The sequence below is a fragment of the Glutamicibacter sp. AGC84 genome (genome assembly GCF_053543575.1).
In genome coordinates, this window is record NZ_JBLVOC010000010.1 from 1 (window position 1) to 22466 (window position 22466).

Genomic DNA, 22466 nt, shown 5'->3' on the forward strand with positions numbered 1-22466 from the left:
CCGGGCGATACCGTGCTGGGGCTGAACCTGAACCACGGTGGCCACCTGACCCACGGGATGAAGCTGAACTTCTCGGGCCGCTTGTTCAACATCGTTCCTTACGGTGTGGACGAGGAAACCTATGAGGTGGACATGGACGAGGTGGAGCGCCTTGCCATTGAGAACCAGCCGAAGATGATTGTTGCTGGCTGGTCGGCGTACCCGCGCCAGCTGGATTTCCAGCGTTTCCGCGAGATCGCTGACAAGGTTGGCGCGTACTTGTTCGTGGATATGGCGCACTTTGCTGGCTTGGTGGCAACCGGGTTGCATCCTTCGCCGGTTCCGCACGCTCACGTGGTGACTTCCACGACGCATAAGACGCTTGCTGGTCCTCGTGGCGGCATTATTCTCTCGAATGATGCGGAGATTGCGAAGAAGTTGAACTCGGCGGTGTTCCCTGGCCAGCAGGGTGGTCCGTTGGAGCACGTGATTGCTGGCAAGGCGGTGGCGTTCAAGATTGCTGCGTCGCCGGAGTTCAAGGAGCGCCAGGAGCGGACCTTGGCTGGTGCGCGTATTTTGGCTGAGCGTTTGACCCAGGAAGATGTTGTTGCCAAGGGCATCAGCGTTTTGACTGGTGGCACGGATGTTCACATGGTGCTCGTTGACTTGCGTAATAGCGAGTTGGATGGGCAGCAGGGTGAGGATCTTTTGGCGCAGGTGGAGATCACGGTGAACCGCAATTCGGTGCCGTTTGATCCTCGTCCGCCGATGGTGACTTCGGGGTTGCGTATTGGTACCCCGGCGTTGGCTACCCGTGGTTTCTCGGAGGCTGCGTTTGCTGAGGTTGCGGAGATCATTGCGCAGGCGTTGATTGCTGGTGCTGAGGGTAATGCGGCGGTGTTGCCGGAGCTGAAGGATCGTGTTCTGCAGCTTGCCGCGGCCCACCCGCTGTACCCGGAACTGGCTAAGGTTTCCGAGTAGCATCATCTGATTAGGATGTGGGCCCGGAAGGTGGAAATACTCGCTTTTCGGGCCCGCGGTCTTTCAACATCCAGAGGTCCAGGCGCTGCACGGTACGTGCGGTGGCCGCAAGCCTCTGGAACCACACTCCACAGATCCGGGGCAGAAGCTCTCGGATTACCCAAGTTCTAAGGATGTGACCCGCTATGGCGGTTAGCGTATTCGATCTTTTCTCGGTTGGCATCGGACCTTCTTCCAGCCATACCGTGGGACCAATGCGTGCAGCACACGCATTCATTGCCCAAGTAATCCGAGAAGGCCAACTGGACGCACTGGAAAATATCCGTGTTGATGTCTACGGATCCCTGGCCGCTACCGGACGCGGCCACGGCACCTTCACTGCCATCATGCTGGGGCTTGAAGGCTTCGAACCTGAAACCGTGCTGCCATCACAGGTCGATGACCGCCTGGCGGACATGGAAGCCACTGGAATCCTCCACCTGGCCGAACAGCTGGATCAGCGCAAGGACCTGAACTACAAGGTCGAAGACATGATCCAGCATCCGCTCACCGTACTGCCGCGCCACACCAACGGCGTGAAGTTCATTGCCCTCGACGCTGACGGCAACGAAATCGCCAACGAGACCTTCTTCTCCGTAGGCGGCGGCTTCATCGTGCGCGAAGGCGCCGAAGACCGCATCGAGAAGAACCTCGAAGAGCAGCTGAACAAGCAGCCTTATCCATTCACCACGGCAGCCAAGCTGCTGGAACATGTGAAGGAAACCGGCCTGTCCATTGCCGACATCATGATGGCCAACGAAATGGCCTACCGGTCCCGCGACGAGATCCGCAACGGCCTGGTCCACATCTACGAAGTGATGGAAGACTGCAAGGAGTCCGCGCTGGAACGCACCGGAGTGCTGCCCGGCGGCCTGAAGGTTCGCCGCCGTGCGCCGGAATGGCATGAACGCCTGCGCAAGGAAGACAAGGACCGGGATCCGGTCTACTGGCAGGAATGGATCAACCTCGTGGCGCTGGCGGTCAATGAGGAGAACGCCTCCGGCGGACGCGTGGTCACCGCGCCGACCAACGGTGCAGCGGGCATCATCCCGGCCGTGCTGTTCTACGCCACCCACTACGCGCCGGGGGCAAAGTACTGGAATGAGGAGGAAAAGCACGACGCTGTCGTACGCTTCCTGCTCACCGCTGGTGCCGTCGGCGTGCTGTACAAGGAGCAGGCATCGATCTCCGGCGCCGAGGTCGGCTGCCAGGGGGAAGTCGGTTCGGCATCATCGATGGCTGCTGGCGGCCTGGCCGAAATTCTTGGCGGCACCCCAGCGCAGGTAGAGAACGCAGCGGAAATCGCCATGGAACACAACCTTGGCCTGACCTGCGACCCGATCGGCGGACTGGTCCAGATCCCTTGCATCGAACGCAACGCCATTGCTGCTTCCAAGGCAGTGAACGCGGCGAAGATGGCGCTGATGGGCGACGGCGAACACCACGTCACCTTGGATGAAGTCATTATCACCATGCGCGAAACCGGCAAGGACATGAGCGACAAGTACAAGGAAACTGCGATGGGCGGCTTGGCCGTCAACGTGGTGGAATGCTGATTTCCCAGTAATGCATGACCCAGTTCGGGGGGGCTGCACTGCAGGCCTCCCGAACTTTTTAAATGTGATCTTGGCCCCCAAGTCCGGCAATTCCCAGTCATAGCTGATAGAACTGGGACTAGGCCTGATGCGCGCTAGCGCAAACCAGTTTCGAGGAGGTGAGTGTCGTGGAAGACAGTTCTAGTCGATCTATGCACACGAACTCACCCGGACGCTCGTAGCCGAATTAGCCGAATCTGGCAGCATCCTGCCATGGGATCCCAACGAGTTCGTGACTCTTGTACATGTCACCGGCGCCTGGTCCTGCACGCAAATACTGACTGATTTATCTCCCTGTATTCATGGGGTGATCAAGCGGTGAGAAGTTGCTGGCAGGCTTGCATTCACGCGCCAAATGAACCATTTGGACCAAAATCATGTTTTCTCCAGAAAAAGTAGACTTCTCTACTATTTCGCGAGCCTTGCGCTCCCATCTCAATCACGCAGAATTCCAGCTCGCGGCAGGGCTGCTGGGCGGTCTGCACATCGCCCAGACCATTGAGCACCTCGAAGCACTGGATGCCACCGAGGCTGCCCTGGCCTACCGGCTGCTGGACAAGCAAGCCGCGGTACTGGTCTTCCAGGAACTCGACGCCCCGGTGCAAGCCGACCTGGTGCGGGCGCTGCAGTCGCAGACCGTCATCGATGCCTTCGCCCAGCTCCCCGCCGCGGGACGGGTAGCGCTGCTCGATGAACTGCCAGCGATGGTGGCCACGAAACTGCTGGCAGGGCTGTCGAAGGCCAAGCGCCAGGAAACCGGAATCCTGCTGGGCTATCCGGAATCAAGCGCCGGCAGGGCGATGTCCCCGGATTTCATCGCCACCCACCCGCAGCTGTCTGTGGCCGAAACCCTGGAACGCATCAGCGCACGCCTCGGGAACTGCGAGAACGCGCAGCACATCCTGGTGATCGATGATGAACGCCGGCTACTTGGCACCATCAAGCTCAGCGAGCTGCTCACCGAGCCGGCCGGGACAACGATCGGAGAACTGTGCACCCAGAGCCCGGTCATCCAGGCCTGCGAGCCGGAGACGAGCGCGGCACGGGCGGTGGTGGATCGGAAGGCAGGGATGCTCCCGGTGCTTGATCGGGAAGATCGCCTGCTGGGAGTGCTGACCTTGCCCATGGCGATCGGGATCCTGGAGGATGCCGAAGAGCGCCGCTCCGCGTACGGCTCCGGAACGGATCCGCTCTTCCGCCCTTACCTGGGGACGCCATTGCGCCACCTGGTGAAAGCGCGCGTCATCTGGCTGCTGGTCCTGGCTATCGGCGCCACCTTGACGGTCAAGGTGCTGTCCAGTTTCGAGCAGACACTGGAGTCGATGGTGGTGCTCAGCTTGTTCATCCCCTTGATCGTGGGCATTGGCGGGAACACCGGCAACCAGGCGGCGACCACTGTCACCCGTGCGCTGGCTATGGGGGATGTGCGGGGAAGCGACTTCTGGCGGGTGCTGATGCGCGAGGTGCGAATCGGAGCGGTCCTGGGACTGTGCCTGGGCGCCATAGCGCTGGTGGTGGCCGGGAGCATTTTCGAACTGCGTATCGGATTGGTGATAGGCATCAGCCTGGTGGCGCTGTGCAGCATTGCTGCCGCTGTCGGCGGGGTGATGCCGATCATCGGTAAATTCTTCAAGGTTGATCCTGCGGTATTTTCCAACCCCTTCATTTCAACCTTCGTGGATGCCGCCGGGCTGATCGTCTACCTGTCGGTGGCCGTGCTGATTCTTGGATAGCCTGCAGCTGCACTGGGGTGCGCGGAATAAATTCGCGCACCCCAGCGTCGTAACAGGTATGCCTCATAGCAAGCTCTTTACTGAATTTACCGTCCCGGCCAGAAGCGGAGCAGGCCTGAAGCTTCGCAACCGCGTCGTGCTTCCGCCGATGTGCCAGTATTCCGTGGAAAAACGCGACGGCGTTCCAACGACCTGGCACTTGGCTCACCTGGGTTCCATGGCCCATGGCGGATACTCCTTGGTGATCGCCGAAGCAACTGCGGTGGCAGCTGAAGGCAGGATCTCGGATCGCGATACCGGCCTGTGGAATGACGAGCAGGCCGAAGCCTGGAAACCGATTGCCCAATACATCCGCGCCCATGGGGCAGCCGCCGGCGTGCAGCTGGCGCACGCCGGAGCCAAGGCATCGACCTATGGCTGGCTCAAGGATCTTGAAGAAGCTGGAAAATCCGGCAGCATCAGCGCGGAAGATGGCGGCTGGGAAACCTTCACTTCCTCGCCCAGCGAGCTCTACGGGCTGAAGCCAGCTACCGCGATGAGCGTGGAACAGATCCAGGCATCGGTGCAGGACTGGGCTGATGCGGCCAAGCGTGCCGACGCGGCCGGATTCGACCTGATCCAGATCCATGCCGCGCACGGCTACCTGGTGCACCAATTCCTGTCGCCGCTGACCAATAAGCGCACCGACGAATACGGTGGCCGTTTCGAGAATCGCACTCGATACCTGCGTGAAGTCATCGAGGCAGTGGCTGCCGTGTGGCCGGAAAACAAGGCCCTGGGCATTCGCTTCTCCGGAGAAGACTGGGTGGACGATGGATGGAGCATTGCTGACACCGTTCGGATCGCCAAGGAACTCTACGGCTACGGTGTGCGCCACTTCGACCTCTCCAGTGCAGGAATTGGCAAGTTCAACGGACCGTCTGGTCCGGGCTACCAAGTGCCGTTGGCTCAGGCAGTGAAGGAAGCGCTGCCCCAGGATGCCTTCGTTACCGCGGTCGGCGTCATCACCGAGCCGATGCAGGCAGAGCAGATCGTCGTGACCGGGCAAGCGGACGGCGTCTGCGTTGGGCGCGCTGCACTGGGCGATCCGCAGTGGGCTAACCGTTCGGCGCAGGAATTGGGTGCACCGATGGCATTCCCCGCCCAATACTGGCGCGGCCGCTGGTAAACGCAAGTTGCCATGCTGATTTCATCCAAACAACGACATAGTTTCTGGTTACCTCTTCCAGCCACTGAATAGTGATGTTAGGTTAGTGCCACGGATCTAGTCGCACCGCGGCCAAGGGTCGCGTGCGGAAGGGAGTCAGCATGGCACTACGCGCGGATTCTAATGGAATCGACGCTTCGCTCTATCGGAGAAACGGCTCGTGGAGCACAGCTCTCGTGGATGCATCGTTGGGAACCACTGCCGCCCAGGAAGCGGCAGACCGGCTTCCGGACGAGGTAGCCAAGCTGCTCAAGAGCCAGCAGGCGCAGCCCAGCGATGTCCAAGCACTGATCGGCGCACTGGAGCCAGCCCAGGGACTGCGAGCACCAGTAGCACGGTTCGTAGCTGTTCATGACGGCGAAATCGTCCTGAACGAAGTCATCCCAGGCCTCAAGGTCCAAACTTCATCGGTTGATGTGGGTCCGTTCCCGAACTTCACGGCGCTGGCCCGCGCCCGTGGCGGATCGTTCTCCTACCTCGTAGCTGAAGTCAGCAAGGACGGAGGCGAGGTGCACCTCTACAATACGGCGTCACCTGAACGCCTGGGCAGCCGTGGCATCGTCGGGTTGCCCGAGGAAATCCACCATGCACGCAAGGTGCCCGGGGAATACGACCAGCCCAAGGCGCAGGCCGCCGCCGATGAGATGGCTCGTCGAAACGCTGACGAGGTTGCCGAGCTGATCAGCGAAATGTCCAACGAGAACTACGTCCGCCTGATCATTCTTTCGGGCGACATCAAGGCTCGTGAACTGGTGCTCGGGGCAGTACCCGTGGCGCTCAGGGACTATGTAGAAGTCATCGACTCGCATACGCGCACCGGGGGTGCGGACAGCAAGCAAGTCGATGCCCAAATCACCAAGCTTGTAGAGGAAGTGAAAGCCAAGTCCCTGGCTGAATTGGAATCGAAGATCGCTGCGCAGTCCGGCAACGGCAAGGCGCAGCTTGCTGTCGGACTCGATGAAGTTGTCACTGCGCTCCAATCGGCGCAAGCCGAAATGGTGCTGGTTGGACAGTACCAAAGCGAGCATACCCTTCGCGCCTTGAGCGCCGAACCATGGATTGCCCATCAGGACGGAGATGACCATGCAGAGTTGGTCGTCGGGGAATGGCCGGCGCCAGAAGTGCTCCTGCGCGCCACCGCGCTAACCGATGCCAGCATTCGCTATGTACCGGATTCGGTGATTCCTGACGGTGCGGGAATCGCAGCCTTGCTGCGCTGGGCCAAATCCTGAACAGTTCACTAAATGAAACGATCCGCACGGGAAATCCTGCGCGGATCGTTTTTTTTGCGTTCCAGCTATCTGGTGCCTAGCGATCTGACGGGCCGGCTGCCGGGGGAGCCGGTGGGGAAACATCTGAACCGTGATCGGAGTTCTGCTGCTGCCCAGGCTGATAGGCCGGAGGAGCCCAGTAGGCCTGGCTAGGGTGAACCGGTGGCTGGCTCATCTGCCAAGGCTGCAGCATCGGACGGCGCTCTGCTGCTGGAATCGGGCCTGCCGTACGCGCAATGCCTTGCCTGTCTGCCAGCTTCACCAGCACGAAGGTCAATAGGGCCATGAAGCACACCGAGAAGACCAGCGAAACCGGGTTGGATTCCGTGGCGTTCAGATCAACTGCGCCCATTGCACCGAGCAGGAACAAGAAGGTGTTGTTGATGATGTGCATCGCCATCGCTGCTTCAAGGCCACCGGTGCGCCAGGTCAGGAAGCCTGCCGCGATAGCGAACGCCGCCACATCGAGAAGCCCCCAGACATCGTAGAGATGGCCGATGGTGAAGAAGGGAACTGGAAGCAGGATGGCGAACAATGGATGCTTCAGCCAGCTGCCGATGACCTGCATGAACGCGCCACGGAAAACAAGCTCTTCAGCTGCGCACTGGAAGGGCGTCAAGAGGATCACCAGCAGGGCATAGAACAGCGGATCGGCCGGCAGGCTGCTCGCCGGCACGGGTTCGGACTCGCCAATGCCCAAGGCGCCCAACCCGAAACTCAGCCCGAAATACACTGCGAACAAGATGGCGCTGGCACCCAACGTCAGGCCGAACCAGCGCCAGCGCAATTTGCCGGCGACCGATATCAGCAAGCCGACAGGCTTGGGCCCGATGAGCAAGTAGGCGAGGTAGACCGCCGGGATCATGATGATCAGGGAGACCATGGTCATCGAGAAGTCCGTCGCCGTGGCCATGTTCAGGGTTGGATCCATGAGGAACTGATCGGGAGCGTCATCTGGATTCTCCGCAGCCCACGTCAGCGGGTTCATGATCAATGCGATGAACATCGCCAGTATGGCGATGAGCAATGCCGCGCCGTAGAAGCCAATGCCGATGCCGGTGAACGCCAGCGGCCTCCACCAGCGGTAGTTCTCACTGCGTCTCATTAGGCGATGGAACGAATAGTTCATCTCACCCTCGGCGCCTTGCGGCAAGGGTGGCTGGTTCATTGGCAAGCTCATGGCTCAATTCTCCCGTTCCGCAGTGTTTGAAGGTATGAACCTTACGGAGGATTTATCGGGTCATCCTTTTGAATATCCAGGACCAGCTCTTCGCAACGCGGTCGGCATCCAAGGCAAACTCCAAGGGGCTAGCTCTTACACTTGGAAAGAACGATTCGCCTTCTTTGATTTGGAGCAGCACCACGTGGGCCATCATCACCATGACGAACCGATTTTGCAGGATCCCCGGCGCCGGCGGCGTGCCTCGATCATCTTATGGGCGCTGCTTGCGCCTATCGGCGCCCTGGCCCTGGTCATGGTCATCTTGTTGTGGCCGCAAGGCAACTACGACAAGTTTGCCCTGAACGGAGCCATGGACACTACCGGTGGCGCAACGATGGAAGTGGGCACTGTCACGCGCAGCACAGTCCAGGACTGCCCGTCTTCCCAAGGGTTGGAAGAAGTTGGTGGCAAGGTTCTCGAATGCCAAGTAACCTACGTGATGCCCGAATCCGGTGGCGCGGAAATCCAATTGGAAATCCCACCGGAAATGCTGCAATCACGTGATGCGCGCGCGGGCGACAGCATTCGATACCTTGATCTCTCCGCGGTGGACACCACCAGCGGCAGCCCGTACGTATTCGTTGACTTCGTGCGCACTTTGCCCATGGCACTGCTGGCCATCGCCTATGGCGTGGTCGTGGTGCTGGTCGCCGGATGGCGCGGCACGCGGGCGATGATCGGCCTGGTCGGTGGCATCGCCTTCATGATCATCTTCATGGTTCCGGCCTTGCTTGAAGGCGGCAATCCGGTCCTGGTGGGACTCACTGGTTCTACCGCCATCATGTTTGTCGCGTTGTATTTCGCCCATGGGCTGAACGCGAAAACATCCACAGCGCTGCTGGGAACGCTCTTTGGCCTAGCGGTGACCGCGGCGATGGTGCTTTGGTTGACCGATGCTGCCGCTTTGACTGGAGCCAACGATGAATCGGCTATCACCCTATCGACGGTGGCCCCGCAAATTTCCCTGCCCGGCTTGCTGATCTGCGGCGTGCTGGTTGGCGGCATGGGTGTGCTCAATGACGTGACAATTACGCAGTCGGCCACCGTCTGGGAACTGGCAGAGAGCACGCCCAAGGCCTCGGCCAGGGAACTGTTCTTCCGCGGCATGCGCATCGGCCGGGACCATATCGCTTCGACCGTCTACACCATCGCCTTCGCCTACGCCGGTGCGGCCCTGCCGGTGCTGGCCATTGCGGCGCTGAGCAACCAGAGCTTCGGGGTCACCCTCGGCTCCGGCGCCATGGCTGAAGAGGTCATCCGAATCCTGATTGGTTCCATCGGATTGGTATTGGCGATCCCGGTAACCACCGCCATTGCAGTGATGGTGGTGAAAGCTACCGGCACCGGCGGTGCCCACGGCAAGCGGGCTTTGCAGAGTGTAAGCTCCGACTCCTAGGTGCGAACCATTCTCATATGTAATGTAGAATAGTTCTCAATAGCGATCCGATTTAGATGGAGACCACCATGAAGAACTACCGCTCGCTGCTCGCAGCTGCCGTCGCCCTGCCCGCTGCCGGACTGATCCTTGCCGGATGCGGTAGCGCCACAGGAAGCGAATCGAAGGACGCGGAATCTGCAGAGATCAGCGTAGTGGCCACGACGAACGTCTACGGACAGATCGCCCGTGCCATTGGTGGAGATAGCGTGGAGGTCAGCGAGATCATCACTTCGGCCGCGCAGGATCCGCACTCCTACGAACCAACCGCACGCGACAAGCTTGCGATCTCCAGCGCGGACCTGGTCCTTGCCAATGGCGGCGGATATGACCAATTCATGGACTCTCTCGTTTCTTCGCTACCGGAAGGCAAGTCTGGCGAGATCACGCTCATGCACGCTGTGGATTCCTCGCCGGTAGCTGCGGAATCCGAAGAGGCCGGGCATGAAGACGAAAGCGCCGAAGAGCATGCGCAGCATGCTGATGAATCCGGGCACGAAGGCGAAAGTGCCGAGGAGCATGCGCAGCACGCTGATGAGGGCGGCCATGAGGGCGAAAGCGCTGAGGAGCATGCGCAGCACGCTGAAGAGGGCGGCCATGAGGGCCACGACCACGCGGGCTACAACGAGCACATCTGGTACGACCTGGATTCCATGGGTGAACTTGCTGATGCACTGGCCGAGTCCTTCGCCAAGGTCGATACCGCCAACGCGGATCAGTACAAGCAGAACGCAGCAGCCTTCAACGAAGGGATCGTGAAACTCGAAGCCCAGCTCGAAACCGCCAAGCTGGATGGCAAGAGCTTCATGATGACCGAGCCGGTTCCATTCCACTTGCTGGAAGCAGCCGGCATGGAGAACACCACTCCTGAAGGGCTGAGCGAAGCCATCGAAGAGGGCGAGGGCATTGCGCCGATGACCATGAAGAAGGCTGAAGACAAGCTCGTTGCTGGCGACGCTGACATGCTTGCCTACAACGTGCAGACCGAAGGCAGCGAAACCAAGGCGCTGAAGAAGAACGCTGAGCGGGGACAGGTACCTGTAGTCGACTTTGCAGAAACCATTCAGGATGATTCCAGCTACCTCGAATGGATGGAATCCAACATTTCCGACTTGGCTTCCGCAATCAACGGCTAAACCTACGTAAACTAAATGCATGGCATTGTTCTCTTCCCAGATAACGCAAGCGACAGGTAAAGCACGCTCCCTCATTGCGGAGCGGTCTGTTCGAGCGGAGATCGCTCACTCGGACCGGGGAATCGAGCAAGCCGACCATGTGCTTTTTTTCGCCGAGGGGCCCGGGCAGTTCTACCAGCTCGGAGTCTGGCTGGGTACCTTCGAGCGACTGGCTGCCCAGGGTCTCAACGTCGGCGTGGTGCTCATGGACGCACTAAGCGCACGACACGCGCTGGCAGAGTCGAACCTGCCGATATTGTTCTCGCGTTCCATGGAGCAGATCGAGAATAAGCTGCGCGAGTGGAATACCAAATCCATCAACTACGTGAACAACGCCCAGCGGAACTTCACGATGCTGCGCTTCAACGGACCGGCGCATATTCACTTGAACCACGGTGAGAGCGAAAAGGCCTCCATGGTCTCCAACCAGCTCAAAGCCTACGATTTCGCCTGCGTGGCTGGTGCTGCCGCGGTAGAGCGCATCACCGAGAACATCTCCCGTTTCGACCCATCGCATCTGGTGCAGATCGGACGCCCGCAGCTCGATGACCTGGAATTGCCCGGCCCTTCGGAGAAGATCCGGGTTCTCTACGCACCGACTTGGGAGGGCGACTCGCAAGCCATGGCGTACTCGTCGGTGGCTACTTTGGGCGAGAGAATTCTGGCCCAGCTGAGCAACGATGAGCGTTTCGAAGTGCGTTTCCGTCCTCATCCGAAGACCGGTGATGTGTCCGCAGAGGCAAAGAAAGCCGTGGTAAGCCTGAAAAACAACTACGCTGCCACCGTGGATGCGCTCAGCGACGCGGCACAGTCCTTGGTGTGGGCGGATGTGGCCATCTGCGACACCTCGGCGATGGCCTATGACGCGGTAGCGCTCAACATCCCGCTGCTGCTGGCCGGAGACCCCGAAAGCAAGCTCCATTCAGGGTTGCCATTGCACCAGCGGCTGGGCAACGCCAACGGACTGGCGCAGCGGGTTGCGGATCTTGCCGCATCCTCGGTTGCCGGGGCGCAAAAACAGCTGGCCCAGTACTTCTTTGCCACCACAGAACCCGGGGTGGCAACGAAGAAACTGAGCCAGCTGCTTTCGAGCCTCTAGCCTTCTGGGCCTATCGCTTCTTGAAGACCGTATCCTGCCATTCGCGATGGGCAGCGGGATCATGGGAGATCATCACATGCTTGACATTGGTGTACTCATCGAAGGAATACTGGCTCATGTCCTTGCCCATCCCCGAAGCCTTGTAGCCTCCATGCGGCATGTCGGAAACGATCAGGATATGCTCGTTGATCCACACGCAACCGGCCTGGATTTCGGCGCTGGCACGCATCGCGCGGTCAATGTTCTTGGTCCATGCGCTCGCCGCCAGGCCATACGGGGTGTCGTTGGCCAATTCGATGGCCTCGTCATCGGTATCGAATGCCAAGGCCACCAGGACCGGGCCGAAGACTTCCTGCTGCACGATCTCTGAATCCTGCGCAGCTCCCACCACCAGGGTAGGGCGGTAGAACCAGCCATCGCCCGGAAGCTGCTTGCCTCCGGCCAGCACCGTTGCTCCGGCATCCTTGGCACGCTCAACCATCGAGGAAACCTTCTGCAGGTGGGCTTCGCTGATCATCGAACCCATGTCGGTATCGGGATCGGTCGGATCTCCCACCACCATGGCCTCCATCAGTTCGGCCACCTTGCTGGTGAACTTCTCGAAGACCGAGGAATGCACGTACGCGCGGGTGGCGGCGGTGCAATCCTGTCCGGAATTGATCGTCGAGCCGGCCACCGCACCATGTGCGGCAGCTTCGATATCGGCATCATCGAAGACCACCATCGGCGCCTTGCCGCCGAGTTCAAGATGAACCCGGGTACCGGTCTCGGCCGCCATGGACATGATCTTCAGGCCCACGGCGGTAGAGCCGGTGAACGAAGTCATCTTCACCAGCTTGTGGCGCACCAGGGGCGAGCCAACGCTGGGCCCGTCGCCAACGACAATATTGATCACGCCGTCCGGCAACCCGGCATCCTTGGCGGCCCGGGCAAAGAGCACCGAGGTGCCCGGGGTCAGCTCGCTGGGCTTGAGCACAATCGTATTGCCGGCGGCAATCGCTGGCAGGACCTTCCACGCAGCCATCTGCAACGGGTAGTTCCACGGGCTGATCGAACCGATCACGCCGATAGCTTCACGGCGAACCATCGAGGTGGTGTTGCCCGCGTAGTCCCCGGCGGCCAATCCCTGCAAATTGCGTGCAGCGCCAGCAAAGAAATTCACGTTGTCGATGGAACCGGGCACATCGAATTGGGTCGACATGCGGATGCTCTTGCCGGTCTGCGCGGTTTCCAGGGCGGCGATTTCATCGGCATGCTTTTCCAGTTCGCGAGCGAATGCCAGCAGGTGGTCGGCCCGCTCGCCCGGGGTCAGCCTGGACCAGGTCTTGAAGGCGCCGGCGGCCGCTTGCACCGCCTGGTCAACCTGCTCGCCGGTTGCGGTATCCACGTCCAGCAGCTTCTTTCCGGTGGCTGGATTCGCGCGCTCCAGCACCGGGCCGTGCCCGCGGACCTGCTGGCCATTGATGAACTGGTGTCCGAGGGAACTATCGTAGTAGGCCATGTGAATTCTCCTAGGGGGATTCAGAGGGTGAAATAGATCTTGCGCAGGGTTTCGGTGACAGTCCAACGGGTTCTCATTCCCGCATGGAGCCGGACAACGCTGCCTGGAACCAGCACCAGTTCTTGGGCGCCGAAACCATCGGCTTCCAGAATCTGCACCGTCGCGCACCCGGCAAGCACCACGAAGTACTCGTCCGCTTCAATATCCCGCATGGCACCGCGGGACATCTCCCAGATGCCAATTTCTGCATCCCCGAGGGTGCCCAGTTCGCGGCAGCCTGCGGTTGCGGATGCCTGGCCGGCGACCACCTGCTCGTCGCCGATGGCAACATGCTTGACCTCAAGGGCATCGGCCTGGACGATGCCGGCTTGAAGGAATCTTCCAGGCATCAGGAATCGAACCCCATTCCAATCTTATCCATCAGCTTCAAGAAGGCCGAGCGCTCGCCTCGATTGCGATCTGCCTTGACCAGCTGGCTTGTCATCAGGTTCACGCCCACCCATGCGGCAGGTTCCGGCGGGAATGGGATCGGCTTGGTACGCACCAGTTCCAATTCGGTCAGCTCGGTCTTCTGGCCCGAGAGCAGATCCAGCATGACCCTTGCACCGAAACGGGTCGCGCCGACACCGAGGCCGGTGAAGCCTGCACAGTAGACCACCTTGCCGCCGTAGGCCAGATCGAAGAAGGAGAAGAAGCGGGAGCAGGTATCAATGGCGCCACCCCACACATGGGAGAACTTCACCTGTGAGAGGTCCGGGAAGCTGCCGAAGAAATGCGCGGCGAGCTTCTCGAAGGTCTGCTGGTTGGTGTCGTAGCTGGAGCGGACCTTGCCCCCGAAGTGGTAGACCGCGTCGTAGCCGCCGTAGAGAATGCGGAAGTTCCCTGCGGCGTCGATGGTTGGGCGGGCATAGTGGAACCGGTTGTTCAGGTCGGCCAAGCCCACCATGTTCTCCCAGCCGATGGCCGCGCGCTGCTGCGCAGTGAGCGGTTCAGTCATCAGCGCGTAGTCGTATACCGGCACAATGCGGGAGCGGTGGCGCTTGAGCAGAGACGGGAAAACATTGGTTGCCAGGGCCACGTGCTTGGCGGTGATCTGCCCGTCGGCGGTCAGCACCTGCACCTGCGTGCCGGCATTGTTCATCTCCACGGCGTGGGTATGCTCGTAGAATTCGACGCCTAGCTCGCTGCAGACGCGGGCAAGTTCCCAGACCAGCTTGGCGGGGTGGACCAGCGCGGTTGAATCATGGTCACGGGCGCCGGCCAGGAAGTCTGGCGAATTGATCAGTTGCCTTACCGCGCCGGCATCGAGGTAGTCGACACCCGGTGCCTCAGCTTCCTCGGCCACCCACGCAATCTGATGCTGTTCGGTGGCCACGCTGAGCGCGCCCTCGCGGACGAAGTCCACGTCCATCGCATAGCGGCGCACCGTCGCTTCGAACTCGTCGAGGTTCTTCCTGCCGAGCTCCGCAAGCAGCGCATTTTCCTTGGGCAGATGGTTTTCGCCGTTGGCCTCGCCGTGGACCAGGGAGGCTTCGCAGAAGCCGCCATTGCGCCCGGAAGCGGCCCAGCCCAAGCGCTGGCCCTCGATCAGTACGACCCTTCGGCCCGGGTTCTGTTCCTTGGCTTGGAGCGCAGTCCACAATCCGGTGTAGCCGCCGCCGATAATCAGCAAGTCGGTGGTGAGCGAGCCATGCAGCGCCGGGTGGGGTGCGGGGCGGTGCTCATGATCCAGCCAGTAGCTGGTGCGCTTGGCGCCGGCCAATGCTCGGGAGATCAGGGTGGGGGAGACTTCGGCTTCATGCCTGTCGAAAGTCAGGTCATTGGTGCTGTTCATTGGTTCTTTCCTCGAAGGTTGCTGGTTCGGCAGGCGCTATCGAGGCAGGGGAACGACCAGTGGTCCTTGCGGCTTTGCCGTCTGCTGGGCACCGGGGATGCCAGTTGAGTGCCAATCGGCGGCCAAGGCTATCCCTCTTCTCGGAAAGATGAATACAAATTGAATGTGATTCATTACTCATCTAAGCCTGCGCCGCTCGGGGTTGTCAAGGTCCCGAAGCCAAGCCGAAACCCGGCCTTCGAAACAGCACAGCACTGCTTCGAAGACCGGGCCTGGTCATGCGGGAACCGCGACCGGTTTACCGCTAGTGAATTGGTGCGCCCGTCCCGGGAAATGGCGGCTGAGCCAAGCCGCGCCGAACATCATGAGGAATTCGGCGGCCGCAACTGCCAGCATCACCGGTGCATGCTGGGTGCCGTGCGCAGCGTGGGACGCGTGATGGCCGCCAAACCACGGCATGCCGATCACCATCGCCACATGGACGGTGCCCATGAGCGCGCTCATCACCAGCAAGCGCAGGGGAGAACCGCCGCGCAGCACGCACCAGGAGCATTTGATGCACCACAAGGTCATGGCAAGCAATGCCAGGTTCCACCACAGGGAGTGCGGCATCAGAACCAGAACCAGCAGGTGGGTTGCGGCCAGGCCCAGCGACGCGGCTCCCAGGGCAATGTGTCCGGCCGGCACCCTGCCCGCGTGGCTAGTCGCCGCTGCCACAGCAACCGTCTGATTCCTTGGTGGCGCAGCAGCCGTGCTGGACCGGGGCTGGAACATCAAGGACAGGGGAGCGGTCGAAGAAGCCCTCGGGGCGGATGGTGAAGCCAACGGTGTCCACAGGCATCATCGGCCAGTCCTCGGTCCGCGGGAAGTGGGTCAACGCGAAGGTGTGCCACAGGCTGATCTGCTCGCCGTCGATGTTCTTGTCGTCCTCGATCCACGAGCCAATGCCGTCAACGCCCGGGTTCTGGTTCACGAAGTCACCGGTTGGATAGCGGTGGCCGTCCTCCCGCTTGGTCACCCACAGGGCCTTGGAGGCGAATTCTGCGCGACGATGGATGGAGGATCCTTCGGCGGCCAGCAGGGTCGGCAGTCCCTGGGACATCAGCTTGTAGCCCACCGGCTTGCCGAGGTAGTTCTTCGAATCCGGGTTGGTCACCACCCAAGTGCGGCCGGCGGTCGGATTGCTATCGCGTACCGCCTGCTTCTCGGTAGCCAGCACCGTGTGGCTGCGGGTGAAGGCGTTGCCCCGGGGGTTCTCCTTGCTGATGGGCAGGCGCACGGCTTCTTCTTCGATGACGCGGCTGGGTCCGCCGTCCAGGGCGAAGTCCAGCCGGGCGCCGAAGATGTGCTGGTGGAAGGGCGCGCCCAGGCCAGGCGCCATTTCCGAGGAGTAGCGCTCGTCGAGCATGGCCGAGGTGAACACGATGCCGGTGGCCTTAGCCTCGAATTCGATGGTGCCGTCCAGATACAGGTACCAGTAGAAGCCGTAGTCGTAGTTGCCCACGGTCGTGAAGAAGCTGATCACCAGGCGGCGGTTGCGGCGCGTGTACTTCACGCCTGACCAGTCATCGGCGTGCTTGGAGAGGATCGAGGCGTCTTCCTCATGCATGCAGATGCCGTTGGTGATCTTCTGCGCATTGCCATCGGCGTCGGTGACCACAGGGGAGATGTAGTGGATTTCGCCCAGGCAGTCGCAGCCCAGCTCCAGCGAGTTGGCCAGGCGCCCGATCAGGTACTCGCCGGTGTCGAAGTAGTTCTGCCAGCTGCGCACCGGGGAAGGGTCCCCGTAGGGGACTACCATTTCCGCGATGGACGCACGATCCAGGATGCGGCGTTCGGTGCCCCGATCGTTGAAGGCGATGTTGTAGAGCACCAGCCCTTCGCGCATGTCGAAACCGATATCCAGCGACCATTTCTCCCACTCGACGTGGTTGCCTGCGCTGACCGTGAAGCTGGCGCCCTCAGGCTGGGTGATCTCGATGGGCTTCTGGGTGGTGCGCACCGGGCCAGTGAGTTCCGGATCCGTGTAGTTGCCGTGGGTTTCGGGCACAGGGATGACTTCCAGGTCCAGCAGCTGGTCGATCTTTCCGGCGATGGTGTCAATGTAAACCACCAGTCCATCAACGGGATGGGCCCAGGCGGAGTCTTCGGCGAAATCCTGGCGGAAGGCCAGGCCGCGCAGGATGCGGCGCCCGGCTTCTTGCGGGTACTCGTCCTCGTAGACTCCTGCGGAGAGCGGGGCAACGCGCACCTGTTCTGGCGTCAGGTTGCGCTTGGCCAGAGCGGCCGCCCACTGCGGATCGGCAACCAGGATGGCCTCCACCATTTCGAATTCCTCCAGCAGCACGGGCATCTGCCCCACCTTGGCCGGATCCAGGTCAATGCAGGAGTGCACGGCCTGCCCGACCAAGTCCAGGACGACGTCCTTGGGTGAGTTGGCCAGCTTGTCCATGAGCATGACGCGGACAAAACGTCCGGGGCGGTCAGCGCGTGGATCTTCCAGGCCCATGTAGGCGATGCGGGTGTTCTCGGTGAAAAGCTGGTGGCTGACCAGCAATTCCTTGGCGGTGGCAATCTCTGCTTCGCTGAGCAGGGTGAAATCCGTGGTGGTGGTGATTGGCATTGGAGTGGCTCCTTCGGCACTGAAGTGTGATCTGCGGCATTTATTATTCTCTAGTTGTAGAGAATACGGACGGGGTCAATGTGACGCAAGCCCTTGCCTGAAATAAATTGTTTTTCGCTAATCTTGAACCATGCCGAAAATCGTGGACCATGATCAGCGCCGCCGGGAGATTGTTGAAGTCACTTGGCGATTCATTGCCCGCGAAGGCATCGAGAAGCTGAATCTGCGTGACTTGGCGGCCGCGGCCGGCTATTCAAATGGCGCCTTCAAGCCCTACTTCCCGACGCGCGATTCGCTGCTGGTTGCCACGTTCCGCTACGTGGCCGAGGCTACCGACCGGCGCATCGCCCGCATGTGCCAGGGGCAAGCCGGGCTGGGTGCGCTGGAGGCATTCTCGCGCGAAGTGCTCCCGCTTGATGAGCTGCGGCGCAATGAAGCCCGCATTGCTGTGCACTTCTGGCATCTGGCCCTCGGGGACCGTGCGCTGGCTGCGGTCAATGCGCAAACTATGGACCGGTGGCGCGAGCTCATCGACCAATGGCTTGGACAGCTGCTGGGTCCGGAGCATCCCGCGGCGCGTGTTGCCCGCGACTCGATGATCAATTTCCTGATGGGCGCTCAGGCCAGCAGCGTGCTCGATGAAGCTGTCAACACCGCCGAGTCGCTCGAAGCGCAGCTGCAATACCGCCTGGATGCCTTGCGCCGCCTGCACCCCCAGAGCTAGGCGGATATTCTCCGCGCGAAGAAAATAGTGACTTTTCGCTTCGCTCGGCGTACTCTCATTCGTGATGCCCGACACAGTTGATGGGCTTCAATGGGGAGGCAAGCATGTACCAACTTCAGCACGTCGATTCGTTCACCGCGTGGTCGCGGCTCATTTCCGACGCCTTCGTCAGGCTGCAATGCGAGCAGATTTCCAGCGGCCATTTCACCGCCACACTGGGTGCCAATATGCTCGGCGATATCGGTTTGATGCGCATACATGCCAAACCCCACGCAGTGCAACGAACCGAGAACCTCACCTCCAGCGGCGACGGGGATTTCTACAAGGTCTCCTACCAGCTCGATGGCTACGGGCTGCTGATCCAAGACGGTCGCGAGACCCTGCTGGCCCCAGGGGACCTGGCGATCTATGACACGCAGCGCCCCTACACCCTGGCCTTTGAAAAGCCGGCGTCGGTGCTCGTCGCATTGGTTCCCCATGGTCTTTTCCGCCTGTCCCAGCAACAGGTCGGCCAGCTCACCGCCGTCGCCCTGAGGCAAACCCACCCGCTATCGGGAACCGTCGCCCCGCTGCTGCGCCATCTTGGCGCCAATCTGTCCCAATGGGATGAATTCGGCGGCTACCAGCTGGCGCGCAATACCGTGGACCTGCTGGCAACTGCCCTGGGCGGGGCGCTTGGCGCCGAGTGCCATGGCGATGCCAAGGAGCGGCAGCGCGAATTGGCCACCAGCTACATCGGCGCACACCTGGATGATCCCGACCTGGGACCTGCACGCATCGCTGCCGCCCACTTCATGTCCGTGCGCAGCCTGCACGCGCTTTTCGAGAACCAGCCGCTCAGTGTTGCCGCATTGATCCGCCATCTGCGGATGCGCGAGGCCGCGCGCCTGCTGCGCGACCCGCTGCTGGCCGAACTGCCCGTCCAAGCCATCGGGTCCCGGGTCGGGATTGCCGATGCGGCCGGATTCAGCCGCATGTTCTCCAAGGAATTCGGTTCCACCCCGGGCAAATACCGCTGCGCCGGCTGAGGCGCAGGACACTCTTGTGCACGCGGAGCCAATGGTCCTGCACTCAATGCCAAGGACAAGCCCGAGCACTTGGGCGATGCTGATATCCAAGCACTCGGCAAATGGGGGATCGAATGGGACTCGAACAACGCACACTGACGGTGCCGGCTCTGGTCGTGATGATCATTGCCGCCAGCGCACCGCTAACCGCCGTGGCTGGCGGCGTGACTACCAACTACGCGGTGACCGGCATGGAATCCGTGCCGTTGTCCTTCCTCATGGTCGGTGCCATCCTGCTGGTTTTCAGCATCGGCTACACCGCGATGAGCCGCTACATCCCGAACGCCGGCGCCTTCTACGCCTACATTGCCCAGGGGCTGGGACGGGCATTGGGCGTGGGAGCGGCAATGGTCGCCCTGGTCAGCTACAACCTCATGCAGATCGGCATCTACGGCATGTTCGGATTCGCCGCGGCATCCTTTGCCAATGCCTCCTTCGGCACCGCCATCCCATGGTGGGCCATGGCCCTGGCCGCGTGGGCAGTTGTCGGCTTCCTGGGCATGAACCGGGTCGACTTCTCCGTCAAGATCCTGGGCATCGTCGTGGCCGCAGAATTCCTCGTGGTCATCATCTACAACATCATGGCCTTCGTGCTGGCTCCCGAAGCGCCGCAGCCGGCCGCATCCTTCAACATGGCTGACGCCATCGCACCGGGCATGGGCGCCGTCATGGCCTTCACCATCGCCGCTTTCATGGGCTTCGAATCCGGAACCATCTACAACGAAGAGGTCAAGGATCCAGCACGCACCGCCCGGCGTGCCACGATGATCGCGGTCGTCATCATCGCCTGCTTCTACGCGTTTTCGGCCTTCGCCGTAGCTGTCGGCGAAGGCGCCTCGAACGTCATCGGCGCTTCGGCACAATTCGGCCCCGACCTGATTTTCGCGTTCTTCGGCGCCAACGCGCCAGCCTGGTTCGTCGATCTGGCCAACATCCTGTTCATCACCAGCCTGTTCGCCGCGCTGCTGGCCTTCCACAACGTCATTGCCCGCTACTTCTACTCCATGGGCCGCGGCGGGGCGCTGCCGAAGTTCCTTGCCGTAACTTCGCGCACCACCCACGCCCCCGTTGCAGGCTCGCTGGCGCAGTCCACCCTCGGACTGGCGGTTATCGCCGTCTTCGCGGTGATCTCGCATGGCAAGGATCCGATGTATGTCGTGTTCACGATGTTCACCTGGATGACCAACTCGGCGGCCTACGGGCTGGTGCTGCTCATGGCACTGACCTCTTTTGCCGTCATCGGATACTTCAAGGCGAACCGCAGCGGAGAATCCCTGATAACCCGGGTGATCGCTCCGCTGGTCTCGGGCATCGCCCTGGTCTATGTCTTCGCCCAAATCGTCATCAACTTCGAAATCTTGCTTGGCATGGCAGAACCGGGAATGCTCGGTTATGTGCTGCAAGGCATCGTGATCCTGCCTGGCCTCATCGCATGGGTGCTGGCACTGGTCATCCGCTCGTCCAAACTGCGTGCACCGATGGCCGAAAAACTTCCCGTCACCTAACAACTCAGTACCAAGGAGCTCAAAGATGGCTTACGCAAACGCCCAAGAACTGCTGGATGCGATCCAGCCAGCAACCGGTGGCACCGAAATCCTGGACCCGGCAACCGGTGAACTGGTTGGCCGTGTTGCCGAGCAGACTGCCGCCGATCTCGACGCGGCCGTTGCCGCCGCAAAGTCCGCCCAGCCGGCCTGGGATGCCTTGGGCCACGAAGAGCGCAACCGCGTGCTCAATGCGGCCGCGGACAATATCGAAGCCAACGCGGAAGCGCTCGCCGAGCTGCTCTCCCGTGAGCAGGGCAAGCCGCTGAACGGGCCGAATGCGCGCTTCGAGGTCGGGGGAGCAGCCGCCTGGCTGCGCGCCGCCACCGCTTATGAAATCGAGCCGGAAGTGGTCGTGGATGACGGCGAAACCTATGCAGCCAAGCACTTCCGCGCACTGGGCGTAGTGGGCGCCATCGGCCCGTGGAACTGGCCGATGATGATCTCCATCTGGCAGCTGGCCCCGAGCTTGCGCATGGGCAACACCGTGGTGATGAAGCCCAGCGAATACACCCCGCTCTCGGTCCTGGCCCTGGTCCACGTGCTCAACGAAGTGCTGCCAGCAGACGTGCTGAAGATCGTGGCTGGCGGACGCGAGGTCGGCGAGAGGCTCTCGGGCCATCCGGATATCGCCAAGATCATGTTCACCGGCTCCACCCGCACCGGCAAGGCCATCATCCGCTCCTCGGCCGATACCGTGAAGCGCCTGACCATGGAATTGGGCGGCAACGACGCCGGCATCGTGCTCGAAGACGCCGATCCGCAGGCCATCGCCGAAGACCTGTTCTGGGGTGCCTTCATCAACACCGGCCAGACCTGTGCCGCGCTCAAGCGCCTGTACGTGCCCGAATCGATCTACGACGCGGTGTGCGATGCACTGGCCGGCGTCGCCGCGCAGATGCCCATGGGTGTCGGCCTCGACGAGAACAACGTGCTCGGCCCGCTGCAGAACAAGGCCCAGTACGACATCGTCGCATCCCTGGTCAAGGATGCCGTGGATTCCGGCGCCAAGGTGCTGCTCGGTGCCAACCCCGATGAAAACGCGGCCGGCTACTTCTACCCGACCACGCTCATTGCCGACATCGACCCGGGCAACCCGCTGGTGGTCGAGGAGCAGTTCGGCCCGGCCCTGCCGATCATCAAGGTCAAGGACACGGCCGAAGCGATCAAGCACGCCAATGCCCTGGAAGTCGGGCTCGGAGCCTCGGTATGGAGCAGCAACCGCGAGAAGGCACTAGAAGTCGCGGCGCAGATCCAAGCAGGCACCGTGTGGATCAACTCGCACGGCACCATCGACCCGCGCATTCCATTTGGCGGCGCCAAGCAGTCCGGCTACGGCCTGGAATTCGGTATTGACGGCTTGAAGTCCCTGGCCCAGCCGCAGATCATCAAGGGCTGACGGAGACTGCGTTCGCCAGCATTCCCCGGCGGGGGCCG

The 22466-nt window shown here is 61.4% G+C and carries 18 protein-coding genes; 12 read left to right on the forward strand and 6 right to left on the reverse strand.

What is annotated here, in order from left to right; translation table 11 throughout:
- The 5 genes from glyA to ACNPN0_RS06675 all read left to right on the forward strand — a co-directional run.
- Positions 1-960: serine hydroxymethyltransferase (gene glyA, locus ACNPN0_RS06655; RefSeq protein ID WP_448938864.1), on the forward strand; the 960-nt coding region annotated here is incomplete at its 5' end.
- 185 nt (positions 961-1145) lie between these two features.
- Positions 1146-2555, forward strand: coding sequence for an L-serine ammonia-lyase (locus ACNPN0_RS06660; protein WP_448937256.1), 1410 nt, complete (start codon positions 1146-1148; stop codon positions 2553-2555).
- Positions 2556-2971: 416 nt separating this feature from the next.
- Entirely contained in the window at positions 2972-4327 is a 1356-nt protein-coding gene (mgtE, locus tag ACNPN0_RS06665) for a magnesium transporter (protein WP_448938865.1), read from the forward strand.
- 58 nt (positions 4328-4385) lie between these two features.
- Complete coding sequence (locus tag ACNPN0_RS06670; RefSeq protein ID WP_448937258.1) at positions 4386-5495, forward strand: oxidoreductase; 1110 nt, start codon at positions 4386-4388, stop codon at positions 5493-5495.
- Positions 5496-5635: 140 nt separating this feature from the next.
- Positions 5636-6766, forward strand: coding sequence for a baeRF2 domain-containing protein (locus tag ACNPN0_RS06675; protein WP_448937259.1), 1131 nt, complete (start codon positions 5636-5638; stop codon positions 6764-6766).
- A 76-nt stretch (positions 6767-6842) separates the two neighbouring features.
- On the opposite strand, the gene ACNPN0_RS06680 is transcribed toward ACNPN0_RS06675, so the two are convergent.
- Positions 6843-7910 carry a CPBP family intramembrane glutamic endopeptidase gene (locus tag ACNPN0_RS06680; protein ID WP_448937260.1) on the reverse strand — a complete coding sequence of 356 codons (1068 nt, stop codon included), beginning with the start codon at positions 7908-7910 and terminating at the stop codon, positions 6843-6845.
- Positions 7911-8169: 259 nt separating this feature from the next.
- On the opposite strand from ACNPN0_RS06680, the gene ACNPN0_RS06685 reads away from it, so the two are divergent.
- From ACNPN0_RS06685 to ACNPN0_RS06695, 3 genes are all read left to right on the forward strand, one after another.
- Positions 8170-9423: a YibE/F family protein gene (locus ACNPN0_RS06685; protein WP_332485868.1), complete on the forward strand. Its 1254-nt coding sequence runs from the start codon at positions 8170-8172 to the stop codon at positions 9421-9423.
- A gap of 68 nt (positions 9424-9491) precedes the next feature.
- Complete coding sequence (locus tag ACNPN0_RS06690; RefSeq protein ID WP_448937261.1) at positions 9492-10598, forward strand: metal ABC transporter solute-binding protein, Zn/Mn family; 1107 nt, start codon at positions 9492-9494, stop codon at positions 10596-10598.
- A 19-nt stretch (positions 10599-10617) separates the two neighbouring features.
- Positions 10618-11736: a CDP-glycerol glycerophosphotransferase family protein gene (locus tag ACNPN0_RS06695; protein WP_448937262.1), complete on the forward strand. Its 1119-nt coding sequence runs from the start codon at positions 10618-10620 to the stop codon at positions 11734-11736.
- A gap of 10 nt (positions 11737-11746) precedes the next feature.
- Here the strand turns inward: ACNPN0_RS06695 and ACNPN0_RS06700 are convergent, their stop codons facing one another.
- From ACNPN0_RS06700 to ACNPN0_RS06720, 5 genes are all read right to left on the reverse strand, one after another.
- Positions 11747-13237: a gamma-aminobutyraldehyde dehydrogenase gene (locus ACNPN0_RS06700; RefSeq protein ID WP_448937263.1), complete on the reverse strand. Its 1491-nt coding sequence runs from the start codon at positions 13235-13237 to the stop codon at positions 11747-11749.
- A 20-nt stretch (positions 13238-13257) separates the two neighbouring features.
- The gene (locus tag ACNPN0_RS06705; RefSeq protein ID WP_448937264.1) at positions 13258-13626 is read right to left on the reverse strand and encodes a cupin domain-containing protein; all 369 of its coding nucleotides are present in this window, start codon (positions 13624-13626) and stop codon (positions 13258-13260) included.
- Positions 13626-15071, reverse strand: a complete 1446-nt coding sequence (locus ACNPN0_RS06710) for an NAD(P)/FAD-dependent oxidoreductase (RefSeq protein ID WP_448937265.1) — start codon at positions 15069-15071, stop codon at positions 13626-13628. Before ACNPN0_RS06710 ends, ACNPN0_RS06705 begins: the two co-directional genes overlap by 1 nt.
- Positions 15072-15347: 276 nt before the next feature.
- Complete coding sequence (locus ACNPN0_RS06715) at positions 15348-15788, reverse strand: hypothetical protein (RefSeq protein ID WP_359195648.1); 441 nt, start codon at positions 15786-15788, stop codon at positions 15348-15350.
- A complete protein-coding gene (locus ACNPN0_RS06720) occupies positions 15772-17694 on the reverse strand; it encodes a primary-amine oxidase (RefSeq protein ID WP_359195645.1) in 1923 nt (640 codons plus the stop codon). Before ACNPN0_RS06720 ends, ACNPN0_RS06715 begins: the two co-directional genes overlap by 17 nt.
- A gap of 130 nt (positions 17695-17824) precedes the next feature.
- Between ACNPN0_RS06720 and ACNPN0_RS06725 the strand changes: the two genes are divergently transcribed.
- The 4 genes from ACNPN0_RS06725 (at position 17825) to ACNPN0_RS06740 (ending at position 22428) form a co-directional block, all read left to right on the forward strand.
- Positions 17825-18418 (forward strand): TetR/AcrR family transcriptional regulator, encoded by a 594-nt coding sequence (locus tag ACNPN0_RS06725; RefSeq protein ID WP_105657060.1) that lies wholly within the window; start codon positions 17825-17827, stop codon positions 18416-18418.
- 104 nt (positions 18419-18522) lie between these two features.
- Positions 18523-19446, forward strand: a complete 924-nt coding sequence (locus tag ACNPN0_RS06730) for an AraC-like ligand-binding domain-containing protein (RefSeq protein WP_166650707.1) — start codon at positions 18523-18525, stop codon at positions 19444-19446.
- A gap of 113 nt (positions 19447-19559) precedes the next feature.
- A complete protein-coding gene (locus ACNPN0_RS06735) occupies positions 19560-20990 on the forward strand; it encodes an APC family permease (protein WP_448937266.1) in 1431 nt (476 codons plus the stop codon).
- Positions 20991-21015: 25 nt separating this feature from the next.
- On the forward strand, positions 21016-22428 hold the full coding sequence (locus ACNPN0_RS06740) for an aldehyde dehydrogenase family protein (protein ID WP_388025189.1): 1413 nt from the start codon (positions 21016-21018) through the stop codon (positions 22426-22428).
- The last annotated feature ends 38 nt before the right edge of the window (positions 22429-22466 follow it).

Bases quoted from the DNA above. Each gene is read 5' to 3' on its own strand.
- ACNPN0_RS06680 (WP_448937260.1), bottom strand. From the start codon at position 7,910: ATGAGACGCAGTGAGAACTACCGCTGGTGGAGGCCGCTGGCGTTCACC.
- ACNPN0_RS06675 (WP_448937259.1), top strand. From the start codon at position 5,636: ATGGCACTACGCGCGGATTCTAATGGAATCGACGCTTCGCTCTATCGG.
- ACNPN0_RS06695 (WP_448937262.1), top strand. From the start codon at position 10,618: ATGGCATTGTTCTCTTCCCAGATAACGCAAGCGACAGGTAAAGCACGC.
- ACNPN0_RS06725 (WP_105657060.1), top strand. From the start codon at position 17,825: ATGCCGAAAATCGTGGACCATGATCAGCGCCGCCGGGAGATTGTTGAA.
- ACNPN0_RS06700 (WP_448937263.1), bottom strand. From the start codon at position 13,237: ATGGCCTACTACGATAGTTCCCTCGGACACCAGTTCATCAATGGCCAG.
- ACNPN0_RS06740 (WP_388025189.1), top strand. From the start codon at position 21,016: ATGGCTTACGCAAACGCCCAAGAACTGCTGGATGCGATCCAGCCAGCA.
- ACNPN0_RS06720 (WP_359195645.1), bottom strand. From the start codon at position 17,694: ATGCCAATCACCACCACCACGGATTTCACCCTGCTCAGCGAAGCAGAG.
- ACNPN0_RS06730 (WP_166650707.1), top strand. From the start codon at position 18,523: ATGTACCAACTTCAGCACGTCGATTCGTTCACCGCGTGGTCGCGGCTC.
- mgtE (WP_448938865.1), top strand. From the start codon at position 2,972: ATGTTTTCTCCAGAAAAAGTAGACTTCTCTACTATTTCGCGAGCCTTG.
- ACNPN0_RS06735 (WP_448937266.1), top strand. From the start codon at position 19,560: ATGGGACTCGAACAACGCACACTGACGGTGCCGGCTCTGGTCGTGATG.
- ACNPN0_RS06710 (WP_448937265.1), bottom strand. From the start codon at position 15,071: ATGAACAGCACCAATGACCTGACTTTCGACAGGCATGAAGCCGAAGTC.
- ACNPN0_RS06705 (WP_448937264.1), bottom strand. From the start codon at position 13,626: ATGCCTGGAAGATTCCTTCAAGCCGGCATCGTCCAGGCCGATGCCCTT.
- ACNPN0_RS06690 (WP_448937261.1), top strand. From the start codon at position 9,492: ATGAAGAACTACCGCTCGCTGCTCGCAGCTGCCGTCGCCCTGCCCGCT.
- ACNPN0_RS06670 (WP_448937258.1), top strand. From the start codon at position 4,386: ATGCCTCATAGCAAGCTCTTTACTGAATTTACCGTCCCGGCCAGAAGC.
- ACNPN0_RS06660 (WP_448937256.1), top strand. From the start codon at position 1,146: ATGGCGGTTAGCGTATTCGATCTTTTCTCGGTTGGCATCGGACCTTCT.